A 13,023-nucleotide genomic window follows, 5' to 3' on the forward strand; every position below is an offset into this window, starting at 1 on the left:
GAGCGGGAGCGTCTGAGGAGAGGATCTGACGGCGGATCGCGCCGAAACCCCGTCAGAACCTCTCCTCACGCGTTTCCTTCGGTGGAACACGGAAAGGCCCTCCATGAGCGACGAGTATCCTCCCCGGCGTGTGCTGGCCCATTTCCACGCGGCCGCCCGAGACGGTCAACGGGACGACAGTGCTCCCCACGTCTTCGGAGCCTGGGCCTCCGGGACCAGCCTGGCGGTGGTCTATGCCCATCCAGACTGCTGGGGGCGAGTCCTCGGACTTCTCCGAGCGTGGCCTCCCCACTACATGGACGACGATCCAGCCACCAACGGTGGGGGCATCTACACCGAGATCATGGAACCTCCGGGGCGGGCCGTTGACGACGCCTGCCAGGACGAGCACGGGATCTGGTGGATGGGGGATCTGCCGGACCGGAGCACCCCGACGGTGCCCGATGCCTCAGCTTTCGGGTGGCGCTGATCCCCTGAGGTACCGGGGGGCCCTGACTGTCGGGGCACAGCTTTCTGCGGCCGCGGTCTCTTGACGGTCTCGAACAACCCGTTGCTCTTGCCCCCTGCCCCTCGGCCGGACATGATCGGCCCATGGCCACGCTTGCAGTGCACTACGACCTCGACGCCGCGCAGCTCCCTGATCTTCCGGGCGACGACGACATGACGGGGCTGATGATCGACCACACCGAGCTGCTCGGGTGGAATCAGGGTTTCGATCCGGAGGACCGGGACTCCTGGACGTGTCAGGTCAACGAGGTGACCCGGGTCAGCAGTGCCACCGGGCTCACGTACTCGATCCAGGTGAGCCTTCCCCACGACCGGTCGGTCCGTGCCCCGTGGGCGGGCATCGCCACGTGCGCGGACACGTTGCTGGGGCGGTGGGACCTCGGAGACCCTGCGGGGTTCTCGTTCGCATTCGATGCGGCGGACACGGCGCTCCGGCAACCCACGGGTCCTGAGTTCTTCGACCATGTGCCCGCCTCACCGGAGGTCTCCGTGGGCGTCAGTCTCTTCGCGGCGCTGGAGCGGCCCGGCGGCGTCGATCTGCTCGGCACCCTGCTGGCCGAGGCGCGCGACCTGATGATCGGGCCGTCCTCACCGCAACGAACAGGGGTGACGCTGGAAACGGGCGCCGCACCGCTCCCCGAGTTCCAGGGCACCCCCTGGAAGCACGTGGCAACCGTGGACACCCGGCTCCGAGAATGGAGCCCGCTTGTGGTCGGAGCACTGGCCAGCACGGTCATGTTCACAGCGCAGGAGCTGCGAGTGCCGGGCCCCCTGATGGTGCACCTGCACAGGAGCATCACCCCCACGGCGTGAGGTTCCGCCGCTCGGGGAGGCGGCAGCGTGTGACGAGAGGATCTGACCCCGGATCGCGCCGAAACCCCGTCAGAACCTCTCCCCACGCGTCACGGGCGTCGGGTCAGCTCGCGTCCTCCAGCGTGGGCACGTGGCGCAGCAGTGCCTTGGTGTAGTCGTGCTCCGGGTGGCGCAGCACCGTGTCCGTGGGCCCGTAGTCCACCAGCTTGCCCTTCTCCAGCACCGCCAGCTTGTGCGAGATGTGCCGGGCCAGCGCGATGTTGTGGGTCACGAACAGCATGGCCAGCCCGCGCTCGTGCTGCAGCTCGCGCAGCAGCTCGATCACGGAGGCCTGCACGGACACGTCCAGCGCGGAGGTGATCTCGTCGCACACCAGCAGCGAGGGTGCGTTCACGAGCGCCCGCGCCACCGCGGCGCGCTGCCGCTCACCGCCCGAAAGCTCACCGGGCCGGCGGTCGATGTAGCTGCGCCCGAGCCGCACCGCGTCCAGCGCGTCCGCGACGGCCTCCCGCCGCTGCGCCCGGGACATCCCGCCCGTCATCTGCAGCGGAACCTGCAGCGAGTCGCCGATGCTGCGCCGTGGGTTCAGGGACGAGAACGGCGACTGGAACACGTACTGGATCCGCCGGCGCTGCTCGCTGGTGCGGCGCCGGGTGCTCGGTGCCAGCACCTCCCCGTCCAGCAGCACCTCCCCGGTGTAGCCGTCGTTGAGACCGGCCACGCTGCGGGACAGCGTGGTCTTCCCGGACCCCGACTCCCCGAGCAGCATGGTGGTCTGCCCGGCCTCCAGGTCCAGGTTGATCCCGTCCAGGATCACCGCGGACCCGTACGCCATCCGCAGGTTCCGCACGCTCACCACGGGTGCGTCCTGCCCACTCCCGCCGACGACGCCGCCCGCGCCCCGTGCGCGCACCACCGCACCGGTTCGGGGGTGGCCGGCACTGGCCGTCGCCGCGGGCGTCGACCCGGCAGCCGGTTCGTGCCCACCGCTCGCACGGGACTCGGGAGGTACCGCGGCCGCGGACCCGCTGTGGTCGTCGGACGCCCGGTCGGCACCCCGCAGGGAAGCCGCCGTACTGTACGGCTCCTCCGGTGCACCCGCCCGGTCCGAGGCGGGGCGGGACCCGGCCGGAGCCGGGGCATCCGGGGGCGCCGCGGCGTCGTCGTCCGCAGTGGGGGTGGGAGTGCCGGGTGCGGACGCAGCGGCCTGACCGGGAGCGGCCCTGCCGCGGTCCCACGGGGCACGCACCGAGGCCTCCGGGCTCACCGCGGGGCCACCACCCATGTCCCGGGCGCCGCGCATGTCCGGCACGGCGTCCAGGAGAGTGCGCGTGTACGGGTGCTCGGGGCGGTGGAGGACGCGCTCGGCGGGGCCGTGCTCCACGATCTGGCCGTGGAGCATGACCGCCACGTCGTTGGCCACCTGCGCCACCACGGCGAGGTCGTGGGTGATGTAGAGCCCCGCGACGTCGTGCTTGGTGGTCAGCTGGTAGATGGTCTTGAGCACGAGGTCCTGCGTGGCCACGTCCAGGCCCGTGGTGGGCTCGTCCAGGATGATCACGGCGGGACGGCACGCGAACGCCATGGCGATGCCGATGCGCTGCTGCTGACCGCCCGAGAGCTCGTGCGGGAACCGGCGCTGGTAGGCGCGGTCACCCGGCAGACCCACCTCGGAGAGCACCTCGCTCACGCGGGCGTTGCGCTCGTCGGCGTTGCGGCCGAACTCGTGGGCGCGCAGCACTTCGTGGATCTGCTCGCCCACGCGCAGGGAGCCGTTCAGGGACAGCGCAGGATCCTGCGGGACGTAGGCGATCGTGCCGCCGCGCAGCCGCCGCATCTTCTTCTCGGACAGCGTGAGCAGGTCCACGGCGTTGCGGTGGAAGCGCGAGGCACCTTCCTCGAGCCGCACCGTGCCGCCGCGCAGCTCCAGACCGGAGCGGAGGTGGTTCATGCACGCGAGCGCGGCGGTGGTCTTGCCGGACCCGGACTCGCCCACGAGCGCGAGGATCCGGCCCGGGTGCAGGGTGAAACTGACGTCGTCCAGGATGAGGTCCCCGCCGGTGACCCCGAGGTCCAGGTGGGACATGGTGATCGCGGTGTCCACGGTGGCACGGGGAACGGTGGTGTCGCGCATCCGGTTCCGTGCGTTGTGCTCCGACCTTCTCATCAGGCGCCCTTCTTCGCGGTGGTGCGGACACGGCCCGCGGAGGCAGTGGCCACGGCGTCGGCCAGCAGGTTGGTGCCCACGGTGAGCACGGCGATCGCGATCACGGGCAGGAGCACTCCCCACGGCTGCAGGGACAGCGCGATCCGGTTCTCGTTGATCATCAGGCCCCAGTCCGGGGTGGGTGGCTGCATGCCGAGTCCCAGGAACGACAGGGAGGCCACCGCACCGATGGAGTACGTGAGCCGCAGCCCCACCTCCACCATGAGCGGACCCATGATGTTGGGGACCACGTCGCGGCCCAGGATCTTCCACTGCGGCACCGCGTACATCTGCGAGGCGAGCACGTAGTCCTCCGCCACCACGCCGGCGGTGGCGGAGCGGATCACGCGGGCCACGCGCGGCGCGTGGGTGATGCCGATGACGAGCACCAGCACCCACCCCTGCGGTCCCAGCACCGTGATGGCCAGCAGCGCGAACACGAGCTGCGGGATGGCCAGCAGCACGTCCCCGGAGCGCATGATCACGGCGTCCAGCCAGCCGCGGCGGAACGCGGCGAGCATGCCCAGCACCGCGCCGATTCCCACGCCCAGCACGGTGGCCAGCGCCGAGTACAGCAGCAGCCGCCAGCCGCCCTCCAGGAACCGGGAGAGCACGTCCCGGCCCAGGTTGTCGGTGCCGAACACACCGGGCTGGAACGGCTTGCCCGCGAACGAGTTGGGGCCGTACCCGGTCCACGCGGGCACCACGAAGGGCCCGAGCAGCGCCACGAGCAGCACGAGGCCCGTGAGCAGGAAGCCCAGCTTGGCCGTGGGCTGCTGCGCCACACGGCGCGCGAAGGACACGGGCCGCGCGTCCCCGCGGGACTCGGAGTGCCCGAAGTCCGCAGCCGCACCGCCGTCCGGTGCGCCGGCGCCCCCGGGCGTCACGGCAGGGTCTGCGGCCACGGCGACGTCGTTCGCGGCCGTGGTGCCGCCGGTCTCCTGGGGCGGGACACCCGCCCTGTTCTGCGCGCTCATGAGCGGGACTCCGTCCGCAGCTTGGGGTTGGCGAGGATGCCGATGACGTCCGCGATGAGGTTCACGACCACGTAGAACGCGGCGATGATCATGGACAGGGCCTGGACCACCTGGACGTCGCGGTTGTTCACGGCGTCCACCATGGCCTGGCCCAGTCCGGGGAAGCGGAAGAGGTACTCGACCACCACGATGCCCCCGGCCAGCCACGCGAGCTGCATGGCCACCACCTGGGCCACGGGGCCGATCGCGTGGGGCAGGGCGTGCTTGAAGATCACCTGGCGCTCCGGCAGGCCCTTGAGCCGGGCCATCTCCACGTACCCGGAGTCCAGGACGTCGATCATGGTGGTGCGGGTCATGCGGATCATGTACGGCACCACCACGAGCACCAGGGTCAGGGACGGCAGGACCAGCTGCAGCGGGTAGTCCCACACCTGCATCCCCGGGGCCGCCATGGTCACGGAGGGCAGCAGGGTGAACACCGTGGTGGAGAGCAGGGTGGTGAGGATGACACCGATCACGAACTCCGGCAGCGCCGCGAGCACCAGGGAGAAGCCGGTGAGCGCCTGGTCCGAGGCCCGGCCCTCGCGCATCGCGGACCACGTGCCGAGCAGCAGGCCCACGGGGATCGCGATCACGGCGGCGATGACCATGAGCACCATGGAGGCGGAGACCTTGCTGGCGAGCAGCTCGTTCACCGAACCGCCCGTGGCAGCCGAGGTTCCGAGGTCTCCCACGAACAGCCCGCCCAGCCACGTGAGGTAGCGGGTGTACCACGGGTCGTTGAGCTGCAGCTGCTCGCGCAGCGCGGCCAGCCGCTCCGGGGTGGCCTGCTGACCCAGGATCGCCTGTGCGGGATCACCGGGGAGCATGAGGGTGAACGCGAACACCAGCAGGGACACGGCCAGCAGCACGAAGACCGAGACTGCCAGCCGTTTGAGGATCATGGCGGCCATGCGATCACTTCCTTTCCTGGTCGATCCACAGGTGGCGCATGTGGAACCCGCACACCGGCATGCCGATGCGGTGCGCGAACCCACCGCCCACGTAGTTCTGGTAGGCGTCCGCCTGGTTGAAGAACCCCCAGGCGATGTACCCGCCCTCGTCGTGCAGCTGCTTCTGGGCCTTGGCGATCAGCTGGTTGCGCTTCTTCTCGTCCATGGTGGCGCGCGCCTTCGCGTAGAGCTCCGTGAACCCGGGGTCCGCCCAGTGGGTCTCGTTGAACGGGGCCTTCTCCACGGTGCCCTGGGCCGTCTGCGAGAGGAAGTTGCGGGTGTACCAGAAGTCCTGGGAGAAGGGGTACTGCAGGTACCCGTCGCCGAAGAACGTGGTGCTGTCCACGCGGCGCAGCGTGACGGTGATCCCGGCGTCCGCGGCCTGCTCCACGAAGACCTGGGCGGCCTCCACGGCGCCGGACTGGATGGGCGCGGTGACGAGCTCGACATCCAGCCCGTCCGGGTGCCCGGCGTCCGCGAGCAGCTTCCTGGCCTTCGCGATGTCCCGGGTGCGCTGCTCGAGTTTGGGCGTCCCGGGGTCGAACGGGGCGTACATGTCGTTGGCCACGGTGCCGTGGCCGGAGAACACCTGCTCCACCATCTGCTCACGGTCCACCACCAGCCGGAACGCCTGCCGGACGCGGGGGTCGTCGAACGGTGCGACGTCCACACGCATGGTGAACGGCAGCCAGTTGCCGGTCTCGGAGAGCACGGTGTGCAGCCGCGGGTCCGTGTTGACCACATCCACCAGTGCGAGCGGCAGCTGGCCCACCACGTCCACCTGCGTGGAGAGCAGCGCGTTGACCAGGGCGTCCGGGTCGTTGAAGTTCAGCAGGTGGATCTCGTCCACGTACGGCGGCTCGGTCCAGTAGTCGGCGTTGCGCTTGAGCACGGTGAGCTGCCCCGGCTCGAAGTCCCCCAGGGTGAACGGCCCCGTGCCCACCGGCTTGTCGGGGTCGTAGTCCGCGGGCACGATGCCCATGGAGTTCTGGGACAGGGAGTCCAGCAGGGTGGAGTCCGGCTGCTCCAGCTCGAAGCGCACCGTGCGCTCGCCCACGGCCACCACGCGCTTGAGCTCCGCGAGCGAGGACGCGCCGGTCTTGGGGTCCTTCGGATCGGTGATCCGCTCGAACGTGGCGACCACGTCCTGCGGGGTCAGCGGACGGCCGTCGTGGAAGCGCACGCCCTCGCGCAGCCGGAACTCCCACGTCCGCCCGCCCTTGAGCGGACGCGCGGACTCGGCGAGACCGGGCACGGTCTTGTAGTCGGGGTCGAACTCGTAGAGACGGTCGTACAGCCCCATCACGCGGCCGCCGTCCGCGGTGACCACCGGGGCGTGGGCGTCCAGGCTGTCGGACGCGCCGCCGCCGGTCATCCCGATCCGCAGGATGCCCCCGCGCTGCGGTTCTCCCGAGGCCTGGGCCACGGCCGCTCCGGGCTGCCCCTCGCCGCTGCCACAGCCCGCCAGGGCCAACGACGCCGCCGCGGCGCCCAGTCCCATGAACCCGCGCCGGCTCAGCCCGGAGCGGACGCCGTGGTGCGGCCCGTCCGGTCCTGGACGGTGCACGCGGCTCTCGGGATCAGGTCCTCCGGAGGGGAGCGCGGACGGTGGCACAGGGTTCATGGTTCCTCGCAGGCTGAGTGGTCGCGGGCGGGATGGTCGCGGGCACGCGGAACGACGCGCGGCGTCGCAGGCAGTGCGGACGCGCACCCGCGGGCACGGGCGGCGTCGAGGCGGCGTGGGCCCAGCTACGGGATCTTGCTCAGGCGCGGGGCCACCACACGGTGGCCCTGCAGGGGCGTCTGAACGGTGAGCCGACGGCGGTAGATGACCGACTGCTCGGGGTGCGCGGGCCTGCTCGGCGGCGACGCGGACGCGGCGGCCAGTTGGCAGGCCCGGGTGCGGACGAGGGCAGGAAGAACGGCCGTGCAGTGCATGCGGCCTCCCTCGGCTCGTCGGACGGGCACCGGGACCGGTGAGGCGATTCCGAGATCGCCCGTGGCCCCGATCACCCCCAAGCTACCGCGCCGCGGGGCTCGACGGGGTGAGGCGGGCCGGTCCGCGGCCCTCGCGTCGAACCAGGCGAGACCCGCTCCACCCTTGCAAGGGCCCGCCGGACGCCTCCGCCGGGACGCGTGACGCACCCCGTCCGAGGAGGGCCCACGCGCGGGCGTGTCGGAGGCGGACGTCAGAGCTGCGCGTCCGGCGGCCACTGGCCGCGTTCCTCCAGCACCGCCCGCAGCAGGTCCGCCCGGTCCGTGATGAGCCCGTCCACGCCCATGTCCAGCAGCCGGTGCATGTCCGCGGTGTCGTTGACCGTCCACACCTGCACGGCGAGCCCCTCCCGGTGGGCGAACTCCAGGAACCGCGCAGACACGATCCGCACGGTGACCTTCCTCCCCAGGGGCAGGTCCAGGGTGTGGTGCTCGGGCAGCTGCAGGGTGTCGAACGGCGCCACCGCCCGGGCCCACGCGCGACGGTGTCCCGCCCACAGTGCCGCGGCGATCTTCGGGGAGAGCCGGTCCGTGAGCGGTGCCACCGCGGACACCGCGAGGAACCCGGCGGTGCCGAGCGTTCCGGCGGAGGTCCGAACACGGCGGCCGGTGAGGTGCGCGATCCGGGCGAGCGTGCGGCGTCGTCGTGACTCGGAGAACGAGGTGACACGCACCCGCTCCGCCGCACCCTCCCGGGCGACCACCTCGGGCAGCGCGGCCACGGAGGCCTCGTCCTTGACGTCGATGTTCAGGCACGCGTCCGGCAGCTCGCGCAGCAGCTCGGCGAGGGTGGGGATCCCGTGCTCCCCGCCCACCCGCAGCTCGCGCAGCTGCTCCCACGTGAACTCGTTGACGTCCCCGTCCGTGCCCGTGACCCGCTCCAGCGTGGGGTCGTGGAACGCCACCACCACGCCGTCGCTCGTGGTGTGCACGTCCGTCTCCAGCCACACGAAGCCCAGCTCCGCGGCGGCCCGGAAGGCGGCCATCGTGTTCTCGTGCCCGTCCGGGGAGAACCCGCGGTGGGCGAGCGCGGCGGGGTTCCGGTCGGCGCGAGCATCGGCGCCGGACGGCGTGCGCGGGGTCTCAGGCATGGTCCTCCTCGGTGGCGGGCGCACCGGAGCGCCCGGGGCGGGCAGCGGGATCGGGGTGTGCGAGGTGTCCGGAAAGCCCGGCGTGCACCGAGGGCCCCGGTTGCCCGCCCGCGGCCTCCTGGCCGGAGGTCTCGGGCTGGGCGGCGTGGTTGCCGGACGCGGCCGCGGCGTCGTGCTCCTCCCCCGCCAGGTACCGCTCGATCACGTGCGCCACGCCGTCCTCGGTGAAGGCCGGTGCGGTGCGCTCCACGGCGGCGACGACGCCCGGGTGCCCGTCCGCCATGGCGTAGCCCCGCCCGGCCCAGGTGAGCATCTCGAGGTCGTTGGGCATGTCCCCGAACGCCATCACCTCGTGGCGGGAGATCCCCAGCTCGGCGGCGAAGTGCTCGAGGGTGCGGGCCTTGGTGAGCCCGCGCTGGCCCATCTCCACGAGCGGGGCGGCGGCCACCGAGTGGGTGACCGCGAGCCTGCCCGCCACCACGTCGCGGACGGCCTCGAAGTAGGCTTCCGGCTCGGCACCGTCCAGCTTGGCGAGCAGCTTGACCACCTGGGCGCCGGCGCGCAGGGTCTCGGTCACTGGTGCCTCGGTGACGTCCCGGATCTCCATCCGGTCCGTGCGCGCCCATCCGTGGTCCGTGTGCACGGCGTCCAGGGTCTCCGCGGCGAACAGCGAGTCCGGGAACGCCCGGCGCACGTCCTCGATCACCGGCAGCGCCTCGGACACGTCGAAGCCGTTGGCGTGCAGCACACGCTCCGTGCCGGGATCGAAGACCACGGCGCCGTTGGAGCAGATCACCACGCCCACGTCGTCGAGCTGCTCGTGCAGGGGGTCCAGCCACCGTTTGGGGCGCCCGGTCACGAACACCACCTGGATCCCGGCGTCCCGAGCCGCGGCGATGGCCTCCAGGGTGCGGGGGCGGAAGCGGAAGTCCGGGCCCAGGACGGTCCCGTCCAGATCGCTCGCGATCAGCCGGACGGGCGCCCGCCCCGGATCCTGCACGTGCTCCGCCACCGCGACTACTTCACTTCGTACGTGGGCGTGAGGAACGCGCGCCCCAGGGCGTGGGAGGACAGGGTGAAGTTCACCACGGCGGGGCTCGCGCTCTCGTCCACCTCGAGCTCGGGGACGTCCACGGCGGTCACGCAGATGATGTAGCGGTGCGGGCCGTGGCCCTCGGGCGGTGCGGCACCCAGGTACTCGTCCGTGCCGCCGTCGTTGCGGTGCTTCACGGCACCCTTCGGCGGGCTCGACGCCGCCCCGGTGGCCAGTTCGGTGACGTCCGCCGGGATGTTGGACAGGCACCAGTGCCAGAACCCGCTGGGGGTGGGGGCGTCCGGGTCGAACATGGTCACCACGTAGGACTGCGTGCCCTCCGGAGCACCGGACCACGACAGCTGCGGGGAGACGTCCTCTCCTCCGGCGCCCATGATCCCGGAGACCTGGGGCGTGGCCACGGGCTCGCCGTCGGTCACGTCCGTGGAGGTCAGGGTGAAGGTCGGCAGCTCGGGGAGATCGGCGTAGGGATGACGGTCGTACATGACGGTGTTCCTCTCATCTCGCGGGGTGGTGGTGTCCGGACTTTGCTGTCCGTGGGGTTCTGCGGTCCATCCAGCCACGGCGGGTGGCCCTGCACAGACGCTCCTGCCGGGCGCAGTGGATTCTGTCCGGGCGGGAGCGGTGGCGAGCTGTCAGCCGCTCGGCGGCAGGTCCTCTCGGGTGGGCAGCTGCGCCCCGGAACGGGAGACCGTGACGCCCGCGGCCGCGGCGGCGTAGACCAGCAGCGCGGTCACCTCGTCCGCACCGAGCTGCTCGAGCGACGACGCCCCGGAGGCCCCCAGGATCTCGCGGTCCGCGAGTCCGCTCAGCAGCGCGGCCATGAAGGAGTCCCCCGCGCCCACGGTGTCCGCCACGGTGACCTTGGCAGCCGGGACGGTCACGCCGTCGTGCCCCGTGCCGCGGCTGAGTGCCCACGGTCCCATGGCGCCGCGCGTGACCACCACGAGGCGGACGCCGGCGGCCAGCCACGCGCGGGCGGAGTCCTCCACGGTGCGGTGCGGGTAGAGCCACAGCATGTCCTCGTCCGAGGCCTTGACCACGTGGGCGAGTCCCACGATCTGCTCCGCCCGGGCGCGGGCGTCCGAGGAGTCGGGGATGATCGAGGGCCGGCAGTTGGGGTCGTAGGAGATCAGCGCGTGGCGGTGTGCGCGCTCCAGCGCCTGCCGCACCACGGCGGCCCCCGGCTCCAGCATGGCGCCGATCGACCCCACGTGCAGCAGGTCCGTGTCCGCGAGCAGCTCGTCGATCCGGCCCGGGGAGACGTCCAGGGACCAGTCCAGCTGGAAGTCGTAGTCCGCCGCGCCGTTCTCGTCCAGCACGGCCTGGGCCACGGAGGTGGGGCGGTCATCCGCCTCGAAGGGCAGCCGCACCCCGTTGCCGCGCAGGTGCTCGACCACCTGGTGGCCGTACTCGTCCTGGCCGTAGCGGCCCAGGAACTGCACCTGGTGACCCAGCCGGGCCAGGCCCACGGCCACGTTCATGGGGCTTCCACCCACGTGGGCCCGGGGTTGTTCGCCGCTGCGGGACACCACGTCCACGAGGGCCTCACCAATCACGGTCAACATGGCTCCACGGTAGCAAAGCGGCCGCAGCCCGCCCCGAGCGCGCAACCGGAGCGGGCGGCGTCGTCATCCGTGGGCACAGACCACGAGGGGGCGCGGGGGCACGTAAACTGGGGCCGACGAGCAGCGCCGCTCACGGGGCGCTCCATCACGCCGGCTCGCGCACCGCCGCGCGACACCAACACGGCCCGCACGAGGACGTCCGGGCCGAGGAAGAAGGATGCTCATGAGCGCCACGTGGTCAGAACGAGAGGCCCTCGCCGAGCAGCTGGTCCCCCTGGTGGGGCAGCTGCACCGCAACAACAAGGTGGTCACCACCGTCTTCGGCCGGTCCCTGGTGCACAAGTCCGTCACGGACATCATCAAGGTCCACCGCTTCGCCCGCCGCATCATGGGTGAGGAGATGCCCCTGGAGAAGACCGTGGAGATCGTCACGGCACTGGGTGCGCTGAACCTGGGCGTGTGCAACGTGGACGTGGCCAAGCTCTACCAGGGCTTCACCGAGTCCGGCTCCACGGACCTGGACGGCTACCTGCGCGAGGCGCTCGCCCCGGCCGTGGACCAGCACGGCAGCAACGACGCCGAGACCCGGGACGTGGTGCTGTACGGCTTCGGGCGCATCGGCCGCCTGCTCGCCCGCATCCTCCTCAACCGCAACGACGGCACCGGCCTGAACCTGCGTGCCGTGGTGGTGCGCAAGAAGCCCGGCAACGACCTCGTCAAGCGCGCGTCCCTGCTGCGCCGCGACTCCGTGCACGGCTCCTTCGACGGCACCATCACCGTGGATGAAGAGAACAACGTGATCACCGCCAACGGCGTGGCGATCCAGTTCATCTACGCGAACTCCCCCGAGGAGATCGACTACACCGCCTACGGCATCCACGACGCCCTCGTGGTGGACAACACCGGCGTGTGGCGTGACGAGGAGGGCCTCTCCCAGCACCTGCGCTCCAAGGGCGTGGGCAAGGTGCTGCTCACCGCCCCCGGCAAGGGCGACATGAAGAACATCGTGTGCGGCGTGAACGACCAGGACATCGACCCGGAGGACACCATCATCTCCGCGGCGTCCTGCACCACCAACGCCATCACCCCGGTGATCAAGGTCCTCAACGACGAGTACGGGATCGTCCAGGGCCACGTGGAGACGGTGCACTCCTACACCAACGACCAGAACCTGATCGACAACTGGCACAAGGGCGACCGCCGCGGCCGCTCCGCCGCGCTGAACATGGTGATCACCGAGACCGGTGCCGCCAAGGCCGTGGCCAAGGCGCTGCCCGTGATGAAGGGCAAGCTCACCGGCAACGCCATCCGCGTGCCCACCCCGGACGTCTCCATGGCTATCCTCAACCTCCAGCTGGAGAACGCCCCGGAGTCCGCCGAGCAGGTGAACATGTTCCTCAAGGACATCTCCCTGAACTCGGCCATGCGCAAGCAGATCGACTACGTGGACTCCCCGGACGTGGTCTCCACGGACCTCGTGGGCTCGCGCCGCGCGGGCGTGGTGGACGGGCTGGCCACCATCGTGAACAACAACTCGCTGGTGCTCTACGTCTGGTACGACAACGAGTTCGGCTACTCCTGCCAGGTGGTGCGCGTGATGGCCCGCATGGCGGACATCTCCATGCTGCAGCTGCCGTAACCCGCTCCTGCATCCCGGGGCGTCACGCCCCTGCTGACGACGCCGCCCGGTGGCCTTCTGCGCGAAGGCCACCGGGCGGCGTCGTGCGTGGGAGGGGTGCGTGCACGCCTCTGCGTGCGGCGTCGCGGGCGGAGGGGCGTGCGCGGCTGCGCCTCGCGTGTGCGGCGGGGCGGCGCGGGGC

The 13,023-nt window shown here is 71.4% G+C and carries 11 protein-coding genes; 3 read left to right on the plus strand and 8 right to left on the minus strand.

Annotated features, from left to right (window positions below; translation table 11 throughout):
* Positions 1-295: 295 nt before the first annotated feature.
* Together QL985_RS04640 and QL985_RS04645 are read left to right on the plus strand one after the other, a co-directional pair.
* Positions 296-469, plus strand: coding sequence for a hypothetical protein (locus tag QL985_RS04640; RefSeq protein ID WP_158217867.1), 174 nt, complete (start codon positions 296-298; stop codon positions 467-469).
* A 122-nt stretch (positions 470-591) separates the two neighbouring features.
* Positions 592-1,320 carry a hypothetical protein gene (locus tag QL985_RS04645; protein ID WP_191873221.1) on the plus strand — a complete coding sequence of 243 codons (729 nt, stop codon included), beginning with the start codon at positions 592-594 and terminating at the stop codon, positions 1,318-1,320.
* A gap of 103 nt (positions 1,321-1,423) precedes the next feature.
* On the opposite strand, the gene QL985_RS04650 is transcribed toward QL985_RS04645, so the two are convergent.
* The 8 genes from QL985_RS04650 to QL985_RS04685 form a co-directional block, all read right to left on the minus strand.
* The gene (locus tag QL985_RS04650) at positions 1,424-3,454 is read right to left on the minus strand and encodes an ATP-binding cassette domain-containing protein (RefSeq protein ID WP_259906255.1); all 2,031 of its coding nucleotides are present in this window, start codon (positions 3,452-3,454) and stop codon (positions 1,424-1,426) included.
* A 32-nt stretch (positions 3,455-3,486) separates the two neighbouring features.
* The gene (locus tag QL985_RS04655; RefSeq protein WP_235586562.1) at positions 3,487-4,503 is read right to left on the minus strand and encodes an ABC transporter permease; all 1,017 of its coding nucleotides are present in this window, start codon (positions 4,501-4,503) and stop codon (positions 3,487-3,489) included.
* Positions 4,500-5,456, minus strand: coding sequence for an ABC transporter permease (locus QL985_RS04660; RefSeq protein ID WP_019310593.1), 957 nt, complete (start codon positions 5,454-5,456; stop codon positions 4,500-4,502). The genes QL985_RS04655 and QL985_RS04660 overlap by 4 nt, the downstream gene beginning before the upstream one ends.
* Before the next feature lie 4 nt (positions 5,457-5,460).
* The gene (locus QL985_RS04665) at positions 5,461-7,119 is read right to left on the minus strand and encodes an ABC transporter substrate-binding protein (RefSeq protein ID WP_259906251.1); all 1,659 of its coding nucleotides are present in this window, start codon (positions 7,117-7,119) and stop codon (positions 5,461-5,463) included.
* 565 nt (positions 7,120-7,684) lie between these two features.
* Complete coding sequence (locus QL985_RS04670) at positions 7,685-8,581, minus strand: glycerophosphodiester phosphodiesterase family protein (RefSeq protein ID WP_259906249.1); 897 nt, start codon at positions 8,579-8,581, stop codon at positions 7,685-7,687.
* Entirely contained in the window at positions 8,574-9,593 is a 1,020-nt protein-coding gene (locus tag QL985_RS04675; RefSeq protein WP_259906247.1) for an HAD family hydrolase, read from the minus strand. Before QL985_RS04675 ends, QL985_RS04670 begins: the two co-directional genes overlap by 8 nt.
* 5 nt (positions 9,594-9,598) lie before the next feature.
* Positions 9,599-10,120, minus strand: a complete 522-nt coding sequence (locus QL985_RS04680) for a YbhB/YbcL family Raf kinase inhibitor-like protein (protein ID WP_259906246.1) — start codon at positions 10,118-10,120, stop codon at positions 9,599-9,601.
* Positions 10,121-10,270: 150 nt separating this feature from the next.
* A complete protein-coding gene (locus QL985_RS04685; protein ID WP_259906245.1) occupies positions 10,271-11,203 on the minus strand; it encodes a carbohydrate kinase in 933 nt (310 codons plus the stop codon).
* Positions 11,204-11,426: 223 nt separating this feature from the next.
* Here QL985_RS04685 and QL985_RS04690 point away from each other — a divergent pair, with 223 nt between their 5' ends.
* Positions 11,427-12,842 carry a glyceraldehyde-3-phosphate dehydrogenase gene (locus QL985_RS04690; protein ID WP_100205747.1) on the plus strand — a complete coding sequence of 472 codons (1,416 nt, stop codon included), beginning with the start codon at positions 11,427-11,429 and terminating at the stop codon, positions 12,840-12,842.
* Positions 12,843-13,023 lie beyond the last annotated feature (181 nt).

This window comes from Kocuria sp. APC 4018, assembly GCF_030407675.1.
In the GTDB taxonomy this organism is placed as follows: domain Bacteria; phylum Actinomycetota; class Actinomycetes; order Actinomycetales; family Micrococcaceae; genus Kocuria; species Kocuria rhizophila.

Excerpts from the sequence above, each read along its gene's own strand:
- QL985_RS04690 (WP_100205747.1), top strand. The coding sequence starts at position 11,427 with ATGAGCGCCACGTGGTCAGAACGAGAGGCCCTCGCCGAGCAGCTGGTC.
- QL985_RS04655 (WP_235586562.1), bottom strand. The coding sequence starts at position 4,503 with ATGAGCGCGCAGAACAGGGCGGGTGTCCCGCCCCAGGAGACCGGCGGC.
- QL985_RS04685 (WP_259906245.1), bottom strand. The coding sequence starts at position 11,203 with ATGTTGACCGTGATTGGTGAGGCCCTCGTGGACGTGGTGTCCCGCAGC.
- QL985_RS04645 (WP_191873221.1), top strand. The coding sequence starts at position 592 with ATGGCCACGCTTGCAGTGCACTACGACCTCGACGCCGCGCAGCTCCCT.
- QL985_RS04665 (WP_259906251.1), bottom strand. The coding sequence starts at position 7,119 with ATGAACCCTGTGCCACCGTCCGCGCTCCCCTCCGGAGGACCTGATCCC.
- QL985_RS04650 (WP_259906255.1), bottom strand. The coding sequence starts at position 3,454 with ATGCGCGACACCACCGTTCCCCGTGCCACCGTGGACACCGCGATCACC.
- QL985_RS04640 (WP_158217867.1), top strand. The coding sequence starts at position 296 with ATGGACGACGATCCAGCCACCAACGGTGGGGGCATCTACACCGAGATC.
- QL985_RS04660 (WP_019310593.1), bottom strand. The coding sequence starts at position 5,456 with ATGGCCGCCATGATCCTCAAACGGCTGGCAGTCTCGGTCTTCGTGCTG.
- QL985_RS04680 (WP_259906246.1), bottom strand. The coding sequence starts at position 10,120 with ATGTACGACCGTCATCCCTACGCCGATCTCCCCGAGCTGCCGACCTTC.
- QL985_RS04670 (WP_259906249.1), bottom strand. The coding sequence starts at position 8,581 with ATGCCTGAGACCCCGCGCACGCCGTCCGGCGCCGATGCTCGCGCCGAC.